We start from the raw sequence: 16,905 nt of genomic DNA on the forward strand, positions 1-16,905 counted from the left end.
GATTTTTTCCTGCTTGTCGGTTTACGAACCGTAGATCTTATTCGGTAGCCAGGTGATCAGCCCCGGGAACTGGTAGGCGATGACCAGCATCGTCAACTGGATGATGATGAATGGGATCACGCCCCGGTACATGGTGGCGGTACTCACCGAACGTGGCGTCACGCCGCGCAGGTAGAACAGCGAGAAGCCCAGCGGCGGGGTGAGGAACGAGGTCTGCAGGTTCAGGGCGATCATCACCCCGAGCCAGACCGGATCCAGGCCCATGGCCAGCAGCACCGGGCCGACGATCGGCACCACCACGAAGATGATTTCGATGAAGTCGAGAATGAAGCCGAGCAGGAAGATCACCAGCATGACCAGGAAGAACGCGCCGAGCACGCCGCCTGGCAATTGATGGAACACATCCTCGATCAGCGCTTCACCGCCGAAACCACGGAACACCAGGGAGAACAGCGAGGCGCCGATCAGGATCAGGAACACCATGCTGGAAATTTCCGTGGTGCCCTGGGCCACGGCGCGCAGCTGCGTCAGGTTCAGCTGGCCCTTGAACAGTGCCAGCAGGGTCGCACCGACGGCACCGATGGCCGCTGCTTCGGTCGGCGTGGCGTAACCGGCGAGGATCGAACCGAGTACCGCGATGATCAGCACCAGTGGTGGTATCAGGGAGCCGAGCAGCTTGCCCCATTCCACTTCGCCGAGTTCTTCCTTCGGCACGACCGGCATTTTCTGCGGCTGGAAGATCGCCACCATGATCAGGTAGGTGACATACAGCACCACCAGCAGCAGACCCGGCACCAGCGCGCCCATGAACAGGTCGCCGACCGACACGGTCTTCGGCGAGAAGATGCCCATGCGCAGCTGTGCCTGCTGGTAGGCGCTGGACATCACGTCACCGAGCAGTACCAGCACGATCGACGGCGGGATGATCTGCCCCAGGGTGCCAGTGGCGGCCAGGGTACCGGTGGAAACAGCGGGATCGAAGCCACGCTTGAGCAGTGTCGGCAGGGCCAGTAGACCCATGGTCACCACAGTGGCGCCGACGATGCCGGTACTGGCGGCGAGCAGGGCGCCGACCAGGCAAACCGAAATAGCCAGACCGCCGCGGATGCCGCCGAACAGGCGCGACATCGATTCCAGCAGGTCTTCGGCAACCTTGGATTTTTCCAGCATCACGCCCATGAACACGAACAGCGGCACGGCCAGCATGGTCTGGTTGTTCATGATGCCGAACAGGCGGTTGGGCAGGGCGCTCAGGTAGCCGGCGTCGAAGGTGCCGGTGACGATACCGATACCGGCGAACAGCAGGGACACACCCGCCAGCGTGAAGGCCACCGGGAAGCCGCCCATCAGCACCACGCAGATGCACAGGAACAGCAGGATCGACATGACTTCAGCCATGTTTCACCTCCGGCTCGGGCAGCACACCGCACAGCAGGTAGATCGCCTTGATCAGGTTGGAGATGCCTTGCAGGCTCAGGCTGACCACCAGCACCAGAATGATGCTCTTTTGCAGGTAGACGAACTTCAGGCCACCCGACTCGCTGGAGCCCTCGCGGGTCGACCAGGAGTTGGCCACGTAATCCCAGCTCGCCCAGCCAAGAAACAGGCAGACGGGTAGCAGCAGGAACAGGGTGCCGAGCACCTCGACCAGTGCCTGACGACGGCCGCTGAATTGTTGGTAGAAGATATCCACACGCACGTGGGCATTGCGCTGCAGTGCCCAGGCCGCAGCGCCCATGAATACCAGCGCGTGGGCATAGAGCACGGCTTCCTGCAGCGCGGTCGCGCCCATGTTCATGCCGTAGCGCAATATCACGACCAGAGCCGTACCGAGTACCAGAAACAGAGTCAGCCAGGAGCATGCCTGGCCGAAGCGGAAGTTCACCACGTCGATGACGCGCGCGATCCCCAGCGGAAGTGAAGGCGTATTGGACATAAGGCGTCCTTATAGTTATCGAAAAGAGCGAAAAAGCTGGGGATTTTAGGCAGGAGGCCGAGCATACGGCAATGGCGATACGACTTTAGTGGCGTCCGCCCGCGGAACGGACTGATTGCCCTTAAAGTATTCGGGCTGAGCCGTTGGCGTTGGTTATAGGTCGATGCCTGGACACGATTTGAAACATTTGCCCCCGATGTATGGTTGTTATGCGGGCATAGGATAACGCGCGGGGCGGTTGGCGGATCGCCACTATGTTATCAAGGCCGGAACGGCCCGAAGGTCATTATTACAACAACAAGGAGCTACCTATGAAACGTCGCCAAATACTGGCTGCTGCGGGTGTCGGCATTGCCGCGGGTGCATTGGTCGGGTGCAAAGAGGAAACCGGCGCGGCCGATTCGTCGCAACCGGCTGCCGAAGCCAAGACCTTCAACTGGAAAATGGTCACCTCCTGGCCCAAGAACTTCCCGGGTGTAGGCGTGGGCGCCGAGCGTTTCGCCAAGCTGGTCGAGCAGATGAGCAGTGGTCGATTGAAGGTCAAGGTCTACGCCGCCGGTGAACTGGTGCCAGCCCTTGAAGTGTTCGACGCGGTCTCGCGCGGCACTGCCGAGATGGGCCACGGCGCTCCTTACTACTGGAAGGGCAAAGTGCCTGCTGCACAATTCTTCTGTGCTCTGCCATTCGGCCCCAACGCCCAGGAAATGAATGCCTGGCTGCATTACGGCGGCGGCATCCAGCTGTGGGAAGAAGTGTACAAGCCCTACGGCGTGCTGCCGATGGCCTGCGGCGCTACCGGCGTGCAGACCGCCGGCTGGTTCAACAAGGAAATCAATTCGGTCAATGACCTCAAGGGCCTGAAGATGCGTACCCCGGGCCTCGGTGGTGAGGTGCTGACCAAGGTCGGCGGAACCGTGGTCAACATGCCGGCCGGTGAGATCTTCACTGCCCTGCAGACCGGCGCCATCGACGCCACCGAGTGGATCGGCCCGTACAACGACCAGGCGCTGGGCTTGCACAAGGCGGCCAAGTATTACTACACGCCGGGTTGGCAGGAGCCGAACGTCACCTTCGAACTGGACATCAACATCAAGGCCTGGGAAACCCTGCCGGCCGACCTGCAGGCCATCGTTCGCGCCGCTGCCCGCGACGTCAATGGCGACATGCTCGACGACTACAACGCCAAGAACATGGAGTCGATGGAGCAGCTCAAGAAGGAGGGCGTCGACGTGCGCCGTCTGCCGGACGAGGTACTGGCCAGGCTCAAGGAAGTCTCCGCCGAAGTGGTCGACGCCACCGCCGCCTCCGACCCCGCCGCGCAAAAGGTCTGGGAACAGCAGAAGGCTTACCTGGCACGCCTGTACGAATACGCCGAAGCCAACGAGAAGGATATCTACGCCATTCGTTGAGTGGTGCATCCGTAGGGTGGGTTAGCGACGCCGTGCCAGGTAATTGCAAGCGCCTGATCTCTCGGTGCGGCGCGTAACCCACCAGGCGATATCCGGTGTTGCACCCATGGTGGGTTACGGTGCCGCATGAAGCTTGTGCAGCTGCCGATTTCCGACAGGCACCTAACCCACCCTACGGAAACAAAAACGCTGGCTGCGAAGCCGGCGTTTTCGTTTCACGGATCGCTCAGTGACGCTTGCGGTTGCTGATCAGGGTGCCCACACCGGTGTCGGTGAAGATTTCCAGCAGCACGGCATTCGGCACGCGACCGTCGACGATGTGCGCGGTAGTCACGCCGCCCTGCACCGCTTCCAGTGCGCAACGGATCTTCGGCAGCATGCCGCCGTAGATGGTGCCGTCGGCGATCAGGCCATCGACCTGCTCGGTGGTCAGGCCGGTGAGGACTTCACCCTGTTTGTCCATCAGGCCGGCGATGTTGGTCAGTAGCATCAGCTTCTCTGCCTTCAGCGCCTCGGCGACCTTGCCGGCCACCAGGTCGGCATTGATGTTGTAGGACTCGCCATCCGGGCCCACGCCGATCGGCGCGATCACCGGGATGAAGTTGCCCTTGACCAGCATGTTCAGCAGTTCGACATTGACCCCGGTGACTTCACCCACATGGCCGATATCGATGATTTCCGGCTGGGTCATTTCCGGGGTCTGGCGGCTGACAGTGAGTTTCTTGGCGCGAATCAGCTCGGCGTCTTTACCGGTCAGGCCGATGGCGCTGCCGCCATGACGGTTGATCAGGTTGACGATGTCCTTGTTGACCTGACCGCCGAGCACCATTTCCACCACGTCCATGGTCTGCGCATCGGTAACGCGCATGCCGTCGATGAAGTGACTTTCGATGGACAGGCGCTTGAGCAGATCGCCGATCTGCGGGCCGCCGCCGTGTACCACCACCGGGTTGATACCGACGGCCTTCATCAGCACGATGTCGCGGGCGAAGCCGGTCTTCAGCTCGTCGCTTTCCATGGCGTTGCCGCCGTATTTGATCACCAGGGTCTTGCCAACGAAGCGGCGAATGTACGGCAATGCTTCGGACAGAACCTTGGCGATATTGGTGGCGGCATCACGCTCTAGGGTCATGCGGGGGCTCCAGTGCTGGGCGGGTCAGAACGGTAATTTGATATCGGGGGCGACAATGCGCAGCTGCGAGCGGAACAGTTCCTGAATCCGCTCGAGTTCTGCCTGGTTCTCCGCTTCGAAGCGCAGCACCAGAACCGGCGTGGTGTTGGATGCACGCACCAGGCCCCAGCCTTTCGGGTAATCGACGCGCACACCATCGAGGTTGGTCACACTGGCTTCGCCCCATTGGCCTTCGCGTTGCAGCCGCTCGATGATGGGGAACTTGGTCTGTTCGGTAACCTGGATGTTGAGTTCCGGGGTCGACACGTCATTGGGAAACGCAGCGAACACCTGCTCGGCGGTGCGCTTGTCCTGGCTGAGAATTTCCAGCAGGCGGGCGGCGGCGTAGATGCCGTCATCGAAGCCGAACCAGCGCTCCTTGAAGAACACGTGGCCGCTCATTTCGCCTGCCAGCAGGGCGCCGGTTTCCTTCATCTTCTTCTTGATCAGCGAGTGGCCGGTCTTCCACATCACCGGGCGACCGCCGTAGCCGCTGATCAACGGGGTCAGGCGACGGGTGCATTTGACGTCGAAGATGATGTCGGCGCCCGGATTGCGCGACACCACGTCCTTGGCGAACAGCATCAGCAGGCGATCCGGGTAGACGATGGCGCCGGTGTTGGTGACGACGCCAACGCGGTCACCATCGCCATCGAAGGCCAGGCCGATGTCCGCGTTCTCTTCCTTGACCTTGGCGATCAGGTCGACCAGGTTCTCGGGCTTGCCCGGATCCGGGTGGTGATTGGGGAAGTTGCCATCGACCTCGCAGTACAGCGGGATCACCTTGCAGCCCAGGGCTTCGATCAGCTGTGGTGCGATCACGCCCGCGGCGCCGTTGCCACAGTCGACCACCACGCGCAGAGGCTTGGCCATGGCGATATCGTTGCGGATCTGTTCCAGGTAACGCGGCAGCAGGTCGATGGCCTCGACACTGCCTTCACCGCTGACCAGGTCGTTGTCGTCGATGCGTGTCTTGAGCGCCTGAATCTGCTCGTTGGCCAGGGTATCGCCAGCGATGACGATCTTGAAACCGTTGTAGTCCGGTGGATTGTGGCTGCCGGTGAGCATTACCGCGGACTTGCCGGCCAGCACGTGTGCGGCGTAGTACACCACTGGCGTCGGCACCATGCCGACGTCGCTGACCTGGCAACCGCTGTCGACCAGGCCCTGGATCAGTTGCTGCACCAGCACCGGGCCGGACAGGCGGCCGTCACGGCCGACGGAGACGTTGGGCTCGCCTTCGGCCTGGCTCTGGGAACCGATGGCGCGGCCGATCCAGTACGCGGTTTCCGGAGTCAGGCCAGCGCCTACCACGCCGCGGATGTCATAGGCACGGAAGATGTCTGCAGGGAGTTTCGGGGCTTGCGGCGCGGTCATGGTCGGGGTCTGCTCCAGTCCCAGGAGATCCTGGTCGTCGTCGAGAATGTCGATATCGAGGATATCGGTGTCTTGAAACAGCGGATTTACGAGATCCGCTGGCTTGGCCGCGACACTACTACTGGGTTGCTGACTGGCGACGACATCCGGGCGTTTGGCCGGTTCCTGGGCACGACGGGGCAGTCGGCTCAGGTTCTGCGCCAGGTCATGCAGGGCGGGCAGGCTCAAGCTGAAGGCTTTGACGGCTTTGCCCGCGGAGAGTTCTTTTACCAGTTGGGTCAATTGCGATATGTCGCTTTTCAGGCGCTGCTGCAGGCGTCGGTTGACCAGGTAGAGCCCTGCCAGGGCACCGGCCAGCGCGACCAGCAGCGCAAGCGCCAGCAGCGCTGGCGACAACCCGTTATTGCCGAGGCTGGAGGCTGGTGTGAAGTTCAGCGTCCAGTGTGGGTTGCCGGTCGCGAATGCCTGGGCGTTACCATCGGCTTGGCCACGCTGAGTCAGTACCTGCGGGGCGCCACCGTCGAAGCGCTGCACCAGTTGGATCTGCCCGACATCGGCCGGTAGCGGCGGCAGGTTGGCGAGCACTCGGTTGAGGTCGACGGCCAGCAGCAGGGTGCCGAGCATCGGCCGGGTCTCGTCCTGGCGCACCGGGGCGACGCTGTAGGCCAGCCAACGTTCGCCCACCCGGTAGGCTTCGACAGCCGGTGCCTGCCCGCTCTCGAGGCGGCGCAGCATGTCCAGTGCGGCGAAGTTCATCGGCGCTGTGCGGCTGCTGTCCGGAACGGCCTGGCCGGTGAGGTTGAGCTGGGCATCGACCACGCCGTTCCAGTAGCGCAGCGCCTGTTCGGCATTGCGCAGTTGCTGCTCGTCGCCGCTCTGCAGGGCTCGCGAAAGCTCCGGATTGCGCGCTGCCACAAGGGTGTCGGCGCTGAGCTGTTTGAGCGCCTGTTGCAGGCTGGCGGCCTGGCTCTTGCCCCAGGCCTGGGTCAATTGCTCCTGCTGCCGCTGCTGGGCCGGAGTGACGGCGGTGACCCACAGCAGCGCGCCGGCCAGCACCACGCCGAGAGTGGCCGCCAGGGCGCCGGGCAGCAGCTCGGTCGTGGCCTTGTGTTTCGGTCGGGAGATAGTTTGCGAGTCGCCGGAGCGTTCTTCCTTGGGCGAGCGTTTGAAGCCTTTCATCGAACGTCTCCTGGCGATTGAGTCTGCTTCAGTGGCTACCTGAGTGGCCGAAACCACCGGCGCCGCGCTCGCTGTCGTCGAATTCCTCGACCACTTCGAAGCGTGCCTGCACGACGGGCACCAGCACCAGTTGGGCGATGCGCTCGCCGATCGCCATCTTGAAGGCGGTGTTGCCGCGGTTCCAGCACGACACCATCAACTCGCCCTGGTAGTCGGAGTCGATCAACCCGACCAGGTTGCCGAGCACGATGCCGTGTTTGTGGCCCAGGCCCGAGCGCGGCAGGATCAGCGCCGCCAGGCCAGGATCGGCGATATGGATCGCCAAGCCAGTGGGGATCAATACGGTCTGGCCCGGTTCCAGAGTCAGGTCTTCCTTGAGCATGGCGCGCAGGTCGAGGCCTGCCGAGCCTGGAGTGGCATAGGCCGGCATGGGGAAGTCGTTACCGAGGCGGGGGTCGAGAATCTTGGCTTGTAGGGCGTGCATGGGGCGATCAGGTAGTCCGTGCTGATGAATGTCAGGGTTTGGGCTGGTGCGCGGCGATGAAGCTCATCAGTTGCCGGGCGATCTTGCCTTTGCTGGTCTGCGCGAAGCTGCTCTGGTGTAGCTCGCGATCGATGATGGTGATCGCGTTGTCTTCGCTGTTGAAGCCGATGCTGGGGTTGGCCACGTCATTGGCGACGATCAGGTCGAGGTTCTTGTCCTGGAGCTTGCGCGAGGCGTATGCCAACAGGTTCTCGGTCTCGGCGGCGAAACCGACGCTGAAGGGGCGGTCGTCGCGATGTGCGAGGGTGGCGAGAATGTCCGGATTGCGCACCATCTGCAACAGCAGGCCATCGCCGCTGTTGGGATCTTTCTTCAATTTGTGCTGGGCGACAACTTCCGGGCGGTAGTCGGCGACGGCTGCCGCGGCGATGAGGATGTCGCACGGCATGGCCGCTTCGCAGGCGGCGAGCATGTCGCGGGCGCTGACCACGTCGATGCGGTTGACCCGATCCGGCGTCGCCAGGTGTACCGGGCCGCTGATCAGGGTGACCTTGGCGCCGGCTTCCACCGCGGCTTCGGCGAGGGCGAAGCCCATCTTGCCGGAGCTGTGGTTGGTGATGTAACGCACCGGGTCGATGTTTTCCTGGGTCGGGCCGGCGGTGATCAGCACGTGTTTGCCGGTCAGTGCCCGGTGCTCGAAGCTGTCGGCAGCAAGCTGCGCCAGGTCATCGGCTTCGAGCATGCGGCCCATGCCCACGTCGCCGCAGGCCTGGCTGCCGGATGCCGGCCCGAACAGGCGCAGACCGCGCGCGCGCAGCAGCTCGGCATTGGCCTGGGTTGCAGGGTCGCGCCACATCGCCTGGTTCATTGCGGGGGCCAGGGCCACGGGCGCATCGGTGGCCAGTACCAGGGTGGTCAGTAGATCATCGGCCACGCCCTGTGCCAGGCGTGCCATAAGGTCGGCGGTCGCCGGCGCGATCAATACCAGATCGGCCCAGCGCGCCAGTTCGATATGCCCCATGGCGGCTTCTGCAGCCGGGTCGAGCAGATCCTGATGCACCGGGTGGCCGGACAGCGCCTGCAGGGTCAGGGGGGTAATGAACTCACGACCGCCCTGGGTCATGACCACGCGCACTTCGGCGCCCTGATCCTTGAGTCGGCGAACCAGCTCGGCGCTCTTGTACGCCGCGATGCCGCCACCCACGCCGAGGATGATGCGTTTGCGATACAGCCGCTGCATAACTCTGCCTTTGTCGTGTGTAGTTACAGACGCAGGTGACCGAGACCTCCCCAGGCCCGGCACCACGCGAAAAACCGGGCTACGATAGCACAGCGGCAGCAGGGGAGCAGCGGCGTGCCGGGCAAGCCTGTTGCCGGCGGTACGCGATGCCGAATTGGAAGGACAAGGAGCGTCTTATGAGTATTCGTGAGTGGCCCGCGGCAGAGCGCCCGCGGGAAAAATTACTGGTTCAGGGCGCAGCCAGCCTGACCGATGCCGAGTTGCTGGCGATCTTCCTGCGAACCGGTGTAGCGGGGCAGAGTGCGGTGGATCTGGCGCGTCATCTGCTCGCCGACTTTGGCAGCTTGCGGTCGCTGTTACAGGCCGACTTGCCTTCATTCAGTCAACGCCTCGGGCTTGGGCCCGCCAAGTTCGCCCAGTTGCAAGCGGTGCTGGAAATGGCCCGTCGGCACCTGGCCGAGCAGTTGCGCCGTGATTCAGCCCTGGAAAGCCCGCAGGCGGTGCGTGATTACCTCAAGGCGCTGCTGCGTCACGAACCCCACGAAGTGTTCGGCTGCCTGTTTCTCGATGCCAAGCACCGCGTGCTGGCGTTCGAGGCGCTGTTCCAGGGCTCCATCGACAGCGCCAGCGTTTACCCGCGACAGGTCGTTAAACGTGCCCTGGCACACAATGCCGCCGCGTTGATTCTTACCCACAACCATCCGTCAGGCGTCGCCGAGCCGAGCCAGGCGGATCGCGTGCTGACCCGGCGACTGAAGGATGCCCTGGCACTGGTCGAGGTGCGTATTCTCGATCATTTCATCGTCGGCGACGGCGAGCCGTTGTCCATGGCCGAGCGCGGCTGGATGTAGCCTGCATGGCCATGCCGGCTATCTGGCTTGCAGCAGCTCGCCCACTTTCAGCAGAACCAGTTCGCTGTCATCCGCGCGGTTGGGATCGCGACTGCTGGAGAACGGCAGGTTGTTGTCGTTGCCGACGACGATGTGCGTATCATCGACGATGTCGACGTTCTCGATGGTGAAGAACGGAAAGGTCAGCACCCCGTCGTTCAACGGCTTACGTGCCAGGCCTTGCGGATCCTGGATCGCGAGAAGGTCGACATAGCCGACCTTGCGCACCGGCTTGCCTAGGTTGCTGTCGTCGAGGGCCACCTTGTATACGCGCTTGAAGCGGGCGATGTCCGAGAAGCAGGTGCTGCCGGTCTCGCCTGCAGGGCAGGCCTTGTCGGGCGTGCCTTCGCCATTGTCGCGTTCGATGATCAGCCCGCTGGTGGCATCGATCATGTTGAAGTCGCCGATGGCGTGGCCGGGCTGCTCCAGGGGGTACAGCCAGTGGCGGCCCGTCCAGACCTCGCGCTGGACGTCGAACTCGATCATGCGCAACACGTTCTTGCCATCGTGCTGCTCGGCGTCGTTGCTGGCTGCATCCCACAAGGGGCCTTCGAGCAGTGCATAGAGTTTGCTGCCGTCGCTGGAGGCCGCCATGCCCTCCAGGCCCTTGGATCGACGCACCTCGAAGCTCATCGGTTCGGCAGGCCAGCCAGGCAGCTTCACCGCGGGGTTGTCAGGCGAGCGCACCGGTTTGCCCGCTACCTGCAGGTCGAATACGTTCAGCACCCGGCCCTGCAGGTCGGTCTTGATCAGGTAAGGCCCGAACTCGTCGCCGATCCAGATGGCATCACCTGCGAACTGGAAACTCTCGGGGTCGAAATCGGCGCCCGTCAGGTAGCGCGCTTTCGAGCCCTCATGAACGATTCGAAACGGCACCTTCTTGTCCGGGTCACTGAGAAATACAGTCGCCAACCGCCCGAACTCGCCTGTCTGGAAGTCGACGTCATAGTGGTTGAGGTAGAGCATCGAGTCGGCGGAGTTGGCCTTGGTGCCAAAGCCGTTGTCGGTCAGTATCCAGAAACTGCCGTCGGGCATGTGCTTGATGCCGGAATGGCCCTGCAGCGGCTGGCCTTCGAAAGGCAGCGACATGCCCGTGGGACGATTGGCCGACATCCCCTCGACGCTGCCGATTTTCTCTGTGCGCTGGCCATTGGAGAATTTGCCGCTGACGGCGAAATCTGCCGGTGCATCCGCAGGTGGGCTCACGAAGCTGGCTGCCGGCAGCACGGCGTGCCCGGCCAGTATCGCGGGGTAGGCGGTGGCCGTGTCCTGCCCGTGAGAGAGGAGCGGGACGCAGCAGAGTGTGGTGGCTAGCAGTTTGCAAACACTGACATTGAAGCGCATGGCCTGAACAACCCCGTCTATGAAGAACGGACAGGGTGGAACAGGCGTATGTCATGACTGTGACAACTGCCTGTCGCCGAACTGCTGGCCCAGGGCTGCCCGAGCCCTGCGGGTTGGCAACCGCTGCCTGCCACGTTCATGGATCTGACGCTGGCGGGCGGCGATCAACGAGCGGTGTATCAGGGCTTTACGCTGACCCTGGAGAAATCCTGGCGGCCGAACGGGCTGACGCTGTAGCCCTCGACATCCTTGCGGGTCAGGGCATAGGCCGTCGGGTGGGCCAGGGGTAGCCACAGCGCCTGCTGCTGGATGATCGCCTGAGCGTCCTTATATAGCGCGCTGCGTTTTGCCTGATCGCTGATCGCCTTGCCGTCGGCGATCAGCTTGTCGAGCTTGGCGTCGCAGTAGCGGGCGAAGTTCAGGCCGGACTCCACCGAGGCGCAGGAAAATTGCGGGGTGAGGAAGTTGTCCGGGTCGCCGTTGTCGCCCGCCCAGCCCATGAACAACAGGTCGTGTTCGCCGGCCTTTGCCCGGCGGATCAACTCGCCCCACTCGATCACGCGAATCTCTGCCGTGATGCCGACTCCAGCCAGATCGGCCTGCAGCAGTTGTGCGCCAAGGCTGGGATTGGGATTGAGCACGCTGCCGGACGGGCGTGTCCAGATGGTGGTCTTGAAACCGTCGGCCAGACCCGCCTCGGCCAGCAGCGCACGGGCTTTTTGCGGGTCATGGGCATAGCCCGGCAGGTCGTTGGCGTAGCTCCAGGTGTTGGGCGGATAAGGGCCGCTGGCGGGTTCTGCGCTGTTCTCGAATACCGCTTTCAGGTAGCTGGCCTTGTCGAACGCCAGGTTGATGGCCTGGCGCACGGCAGGCTTGTCCAGCGGCGGATGCTGACTGTTGATACCGACGAAGGCGGTCATGAAGGCTGCGGTCTTCACGCTGGTGAGGTTGGCATCCTTGCTGGCCGCTTCGACATCCATCGGTTTGGGCGACAGGGCTATATGGCACTCGCCTCGGCGCAGCTTCTGCAGACGTACGTTGGCGTCCGGGGTGATGGCATACACCAGCGCGTCGACTTTCGGCTTGCCGCCGAAGTAGTCGGCGTTGGCGACGTAACGCACCGCCGCATCCTTCTGGAAGCGCCTGAACACGAAGGGGCCGGTGCCGATGGGCTGGCTGTTGAATTTCTCCGGAGTGCCTGCCTTGAACAGCTGGTCGGCGTATTCAGCCGAATAGATCGAGGCAAATCCCATGCTCAGGGTGGCAAGGAAGGTCGCATCGGGTTTGTTGAGGACGATGCGTACGTGGTGTGTGTCCAGCTTCTCGACTGCCTTGATCAGCTCCGGCCATTGCATGGACTGGGCGTGGGGATAACCACTGGTGGCGACCTTGTGCCAGGGTTGGACGGGGTCGAGCATGCGCTGGAAGCTGAACAGCACGTCGTCGGCTTCCAGAGGGCGGCTGGGCTTGAAGTAGTCGGTGCGATGGAATTGGACGTCGGGGCGCAGGGTGAAGTTATAGGTAAGGCCGTCCGGGGATATTTCCCAATCACTCGCCAGGCTCGCCACCAGCTTGCCGCTGGCGGCATCGAACTCCACCAGGCGGTTCATCAGCACGTCGGCCGATGCGTTGGTGGTGGTCAGGGAGTTGTACTGCACCACGTCGAACCCGTCCGGGCTGGCTTCGGTGCAGACGCTGAGCGTGGCGGCCTGGGCGAACAGCGGGGCGATGAGCAGCGGCAAAAGAGCGAGACGCATGGTGAACTCCTGAACGGGACGGCGCGCATCCGGCGGGCCGTCGAATGGAAAACGCTGACTGAGGTGGGTCGCGTTGACGCGTGAACAGACACTAAGCGATAAGTCGCAGGGGAACAACGTATCGTGGCGACGAATGGTCGTTGCCGGTCGCGCCTGCATGGCTGGGCCGGCGCGCCATTGGGCCCGCCATTAAAGTGTGTTCGCGCTTGTTGCTCCGGGGGCTTTCTGGTATAAAGCAGCGCTCTTTTCTAGGGGCCCGGTTGCTTGATTACGATCTATCGCCGGTAAGACCCTGAAGAAACGCGGCGCCCAGCGCCGAAAAACAGAGATTAAGCGGCCAACCCATGCCGGGTTGGGCATGTGGTTTTAGAGGGCTGAGGTATGTCGAGAGTCTGTCAAGTTACCGGTAAGGGTCCGGTAACCGGGAATAACATTTCCCACGCCAACAACAAAACCCGTCGTCGTTTCCTGCCGAACCTGCAGCATCACCGCTTCTGGGTCGAGTCCGAAAAACGCTTCGTTCGTCTGCGCGTTACTGCCAAAGGCATGCGCATCATCGACAAGCGTGGTATTGACGTAGTGCTGGCTGAAATCCGCAGCCGCGGCGAAAAGGTTTAAGGAGCTATCATGCGCGAACTGATCCGTTTGGTGTCCAGTGCCGGTACCGGCCACTTCTACACCACCGACAAGAACAAACGCACCACGCCCGACAAGATCGAAATCAAGAAATTCGATCCGGTCGTACGTAAGCACGTGACTTACAAGGAAGCCAAGATCAAGTAATTGATCGGCGACCCTGTTGAAAAGCCCGCCTCATGGCGGGCTTTTTCATGCCTGGGATTTGCCTCGGCGGGCTGTCGATGTCTGTCAGGGCGCAGGTTGCAAGGTCAGCGTACCGCGCGTATTGGCGATGACGTCCTCAGTGCTCAAGTGCTGCGGCACGTATTCGCCGCCGATGAAGCGCTGCGCCTGGTCGCGGTAATGCCGGTCGAAGGGCACGCCGCTCTGGCCGAGCGGGTTGATGCCCAGGCTGCGGCTGGCATCGGCCATATCGACCAGGCGCCGCGTCGAGGGGCCGTGGCCCACCTGCCAGGGCGCGCTGGCGATACGGTGCGACAGGTTGTTGGGCGTTTCATGACCGCCAGGCGCTGCCAGCGGGCCAACGTTGAGCAATGCGTTCAGCGGCCATTGCACGCCCAGCGGATGTTGATGGGTGAGGGTGTGCAGCAGGCCCCAGCGCCATTGTTCACTGTTCTCGCCCTGGGTCGCCCGCAGGTGCTGCAGGGAAGCGCGCCAGGCCTCGGCTACCGCATCGGCACGGCTGCGGGGCTGGCCGTCGGCACGCGTCCACCAGGGCGACTGCGGATCGGCGGTAAGACGCGGTAACGCGCTGTCGATCATGCGGGTCGACAGTAACTGTTCGAAATAGGTCTGGCCGAGCCTTTTGGCCATGGTGGCGCGGCTCAGCTCGAAGGTGAACTGGTTGAACAGGGTGGCGGCCAGCGAATCCAGTGGATGATCACCCGTCCAGGTCGCCAGCGATTCCACCAGTTTGTGCTCATGCTCATCCGCCGCGGCGGCGCGCAGGTCGTCGAGGATCGGTGCCAATAGCCGCGGGCCATAATCGGTGCCGGTCTCCAGCTGCAGGGCCTGGCTGTTGTGCAGATCCCAGCGCACGTCCGGGTTGGCCAGGTGCTGATTCAGGCGCTGGCCGCGTTCCGGCGGGTTGTAATAACCGGGAATCTCGATGCCGCTGGGCGAGCGCGGCTGAAAGTTGGCCGAAACGATATAGCCGCGTGCTGGATTCTCTTCCTGAGGGTTGGCGCTGAAAGGCTGGAAGCCGAGCTTGTCCGCCGCGTCGCTGCTGCCGTCGAGAATGAACGCCGGATTCACCCCCAATGGCCGTTTGGGCAATTTCGCCGCGGCCCACCAGGCGATATCGCCATGGGCATTGGCCCAGACCACATTGAGGCCCGGTGCATGGATGCGTTCTGCGGCCGCGCGGCCTTTGTCCAGGGTGTCGGCACGGTTCAGGCGGTAGAAGGCATCGAGCAGCGGATTCTCGGTTTCCAGAAAGGCCCACCACATGGCGATCGGTGTCGTGCCGTCAGCGTTGTCCAGCGCATCGTTGATGATCGGGCCGTGGGGCGAACGGCGCAGCTCCAGGAGCACCGGCTCGCCGTCCTTGACCTGGATGATCTCCTGGCGATGTTGCAGATCGACCCAGCGACCCTGGTACCAGACCTGCTCGGGATTGTTCGGGTTGACGCGCTCGGCGATCAGATCCATGTCGTCGTTCTGGAGCATGGTCAGGCTCCAGGCGAAGTCGCGGTTATGGCCGAGAAAGGCCACCGGCGTCGCAGGCTGGTGGTGGCCGTACAACTCGAAGCCCGGATGCTTGAGGTGAGCCTCGTACCACACGGACGGCACGGCGAAACGAATGTGCGGGTCACCGGCCAGCAGCGGCTTGCCGCTGGCGGTGCGCGTGCCCGACACCGCCCAGGCATTGCTGCCCTCGAACTGCGGCAGACCGCTGTCGGCCAGGGCCTGCTGGCTGAGCTGGGCGAGGCGTTCGAGCATTTGCCAATCGCTCTGCCTGAGCGAAGTATCGATCACGCCTTCAGGGTGCCAGTCGATATCGAAGATCTTCAGGTAGTCGCTGCCAAACTCGTCGCGAATATGGGTCAGCAGCGGTTCGCTGCGCAGCGCCGCGGCGAAGCTGTAGGCCAGATAGCCGGCGATGGACAGGGTGTCCGCCGCGGTGAAGGGGCGTTTCTCGATGCCCAGCAGGTCGAACTCCAGCGGCGCCGGGCGGCTGCTCTGATACTGGTTGATGCCGTCCAGGTAAGCGGCGAGTGCCCTGGCGTGGGGACTATTGGCATCCAGCTCGCGGGCCTGTTGGTCGGCGCGCACGCGGATTTCCAGGCTGCGGAACAGACGGTCGGTGGGCAGCAGCCTGGCGCCGAGAATTTCTGCCAGTTCGCCACGGGCCAGGCGGCGCAGCATTTCCATCTGGAACAGACGATCCTGGGCCTGCACGAAGCCCAGGGCACGATACATGTCGGCTTCGTCCTGCGCCTCGATATGCGGTACGCCGCGCTCGTCATAGCGCACCTGCACGGGCGCGCTCAGCCGCTGCAGTACGAGCTGGCCATCACGCTGCGGCTGTTTGCTGTGCAGGTACCAGGCGCCGCCGCCGGCTGCCGTCAGCACGAGGGCAACCAGAATGATGAGGATGCGTTTCATGCTGCCGTCCTTGTCGCCACGCGGGCGCCTATGCTGCGAGCAATCGGCGCCGACTGCAAGACAGCGGCATGTTCAGGATTTGGAACGGCCCTGGCTGACGTGAAACTGGCGTACAGGCCATTGAGGTGCTTGGCCAGCGAGGCCAAACGGGCCACGCCGGCCATGGCATTCAGCGCGTTGATTGAGCCTTGCAAGCTATCCCCTGTTCGCTGGGCGTTCAGTGCAGTTGTGCCCAATCACAGAAACAGCCACTGGCCAGATTGTTGTTGGCCACGACTTTCCGGCCATCGAGCAATGCGTCGAGTACGGGTTCGATAAAACTGTTGCCAGAGGTGCAGGTGAAGCCGCTGCTGTAGGGGCCGAAATAGGCCAGCTCGCCGCGCTGATCCCAGATCGCCACGGCCGGGCTGGCTGGCAGATTGTCGCTGCCTGTCAGTCCGGTAAGTGGCTGCAGGGCGTTCAGGGTATTTGGCAGGCGTCCATCTCCGCCCGGCTTCTGCACGATATGGAAGGTCACGCCGCGAGCGGCATAGCGCTCCATCAGTTCGGCGAGGTGCTGTTGATTGCCGATATTGCAGGGACAGGCCGGATCCCGGAAATGCACCAGGCGAATCTCGCCCGGGCCGGCCAGTTCTGCGGGCAGGCGTAGCTCGGCACCATCGAACAGTGTCGTGCGGTCGCTGAAGGGCCGCAGATAGCGCGCCTCGAACCACCAGAAGGCAGCGACCATGGCGACCAGCCAGATGACCGCGATCAGGCAGGCGAGCAGGGTTGTGCGGTGGGAACGGGCCATGATGACAGCTTTCGTTGGACACTTCGTTAGCTTGCCATGGCGAGCCCGGCAGCAGAATATCGCCACTGTACCGGTTGCC

At 63.0% G+C, this 16,905-nt stretch carries 14 protein-coding genes; 4 read left to right on the forward strand and 10 right to left on the reverse strand.

What is annotated here, in order from left to right; genetic code table 11:
* Nucleotides 1-21: 21 nt before the first annotated feature.
* Nucleotides 22-1,398, reverse strand: a complete 1,377-nt coding sequence (locus DNK06_RS19275) for a TRAP transporter large permease (RefSeq protein WP_131181620.1) — start codon at nucleotides 1,396-1,398, stop codon at nucleotides 22-24.
* On the reverse strand, nucleotides 1,391-1,936 hold the full coding sequence (locus DNK06_RS19280; RefSeq protein ID WP_131181621.1) for a TRAP transporter small permease subunit: 546 nt from the start codon (nucleotides 1,934-1,936) through the stop codon (nucleotides 1,391-1,393). The genes DNK06_RS19275 and DNK06_RS19280 overlap by 8 nt, the downstream gene beginning before the upstream one ends.
* Nucleotides 1,937-2,247: 311 nt before the next feature.
* Here DNK06_RS19280 and DNK06_RS19285 point away from each other — a divergent pair, with 311 nt between their 5' ends.
* Nucleotides 2,248-3,345: a TRAP transporter substrate-binding protein gene (locus DNK06_RS19285; protein ID WP_131181622.1), complete on the forward strand. Its 1,098-nt coding sequence runs from the start codon at nucleotides 2,248-2,250 to the stop codon at nucleotides 3,343-3,345.
* Nucleotides 3,346-3,571: 226 nt separating this feature from the next.
* On the opposite strand, the gene argB is transcribed toward DNK06_RS19285, so the two are convergent.
* The 4 genes from argB to coaBC all read right to left on the reverse strand — a co-directional run bounded on the left by argB (nucleotide 3,572) and on the right by coaBC (nucleotide 8,796).
* A complete protein-coding gene (gene argB / locus DNK06_RS19290) occupies nucleotides 3,572-4,477 on the reverse strand; it encodes an acetylglutamate kinase (protein WP_131181623.1) in 906 nt (301 codons plus the stop codon).
* Nucleotides 4,478-4,501: 24 nt separating this feature from the next.
* Nucleotides 4,502-5,893 (reverse strand): phosphomannomutase/phosphoglucomutase, encoded by a 1,392-nt coding sequence (gene algC / locus DNK06_RS25225; RefSeq protein WP_207389948.1) that lies wholly within the window; start codon nucleotides 5,891-5,893, stop codon nucleotides 4,502-4,504.
* A 1,207-nt stretch (nucleotides 5,894-7,100) separates the two neighbouring features.
* Nucleotides 7,101-7,556 (reverse strand): dUTP diphosphatase, encoded by a 456-nt coding sequence (dut, locus tag DNK06_RS19300; RefSeq protein WP_131181625.1) that lies wholly within the window; start codon nucleotides 7,554-7,556, stop codon nucleotides 7,101-7,103.
* A 31-nt stretch (nucleotides 7,557-7,587) separates the two neighbouring features.
* Entirely contained in the window at nucleotides 7,588-8,796 is a 1,209-nt protein-coding gene (coaBC, locus tag DNK06_RS19305) for a bifunctional phosphopantothenoylcysteine decarboxylase/phosphopantothenate--cysteine ligase CoaBC (protein WP_131181626.1), read from the reverse strand.
* A gap of 176 nt (nucleotides 8,797-8,972) precedes the next feature.
* Between coaBC and radC the strand changes: the two genes are divergently transcribed.
* Nucleotides 8,973-9,647 (forward strand): RadC family protein, encoded by a 675-nt coding sequence (gene radC, locus DNK06_RS19310; protein WP_131181627.1) that lies wholly within the window; start codon nucleotides 8,973-8,975, stop codon nucleotides 9,645-9,647.
* An 18-nt stretch (nucleotides 9,648-9,665) separates the two neighbouring features.
* On the opposite strand, the gene DNK06_RS19315 is transcribed toward radC, so the two are convergent.
* The gene (locus tag DNK06_RS19315) at nucleotides 9,666-10,892 is read right to left on the reverse strand and encodes an esterase-like activity of phytase family protein (RefSeq protein WP_242674626.1); all 1,227 of its coding nucleotides are present in this window, start codon (nucleotides 10,890-10,892) and stop codon (nucleotides 9,666-9,668) included.
* Between the two features lie 317 nt (nucleotides 10,893-11,209).
* Nucleotides 11,210-12,787: an ABC transporter substrate-binding protein gene (locus tag DNK06_RS19320; protein WP_131181629.1), complete on the reverse strand. Its 1,578-nt coding sequence runs from the start codon at nucleotides 12,785-12,787 to the stop codon at nucleotides 11,210-11,212.
* Nucleotides 12,788-13,168: 381 nt separating this feature from the next.
* Here DNK06_RS19320 and rpmB point away from each other — a divergent pair, with 381 nt between their 5' ends.
* Nucleotides 13,169-13,405, forward strand: a complete 237-nt coding sequence (rpmB, locus tag DNK06_RS19325; protein ID WP_084303647.1) for a 50S ribosomal protein L28 — start codon at nucleotides 13,169-13,171, stop codon at nucleotides 13,403-13,405.
* A gap of 9 nt (nucleotides 13,406-13,414) precedes the next feature.
* Nucleotides 13,415-13,570, forward strand: coding sequence for a 50S ribosomal protein L33 (rpmG, locus tag DNK06_RS19330; RefSeq protein ID WP_083723973.1), 156 nt, complete (start codon nucleotides 13,415-13,417; stop codon nucleotides 13,568-13,570).
* Between the two features lie 84 nt (nucleotides 13,571-13,654).
* Here the strand turns inward: rpmG and DNK06_RS19335 are convergent, their stop codons facing one another.
* Nucleotides 13,655-16,033 carry a penicillin acylase family protein gene (locus DNK06_RS19335; RefSeq protein WP_131181630.1) on the reverse strand — a complete coding sequence of 793 codons (2,379 nt, stop codon included), beginning with the start codon at nucleotides 16,031-16,033 and terminating at the stop codon, nucleotides 13,655-13,657.
* 217 nt (nucleotides 16,034-16,250) lie between these two features.
* A complete protein-coding gene (locus DNK06_RS19340) occupies nucleotides 16,251-16,826 on the reverse strand; it encodes a DUF6436 domain-containing protein (protein WP_131181631.1) in 576 nt (191 codons plus the stop codon).
* Between the last annotated feature and the right edge of the window lie 79 nt (nucleotides 16,827-16,905).

The sequence above is a fragment of the Phytopseudomonas daroniae genome, from assembly GCF_004327285.1.
GTDB classification, from domain to species: Bacteria; Pseudomonadota; Gammaproteobacteria; order Pseudomonadales; family Pseudomonadaceae; genus Aquipseudomonas; species Aquipseudomonas daroniae.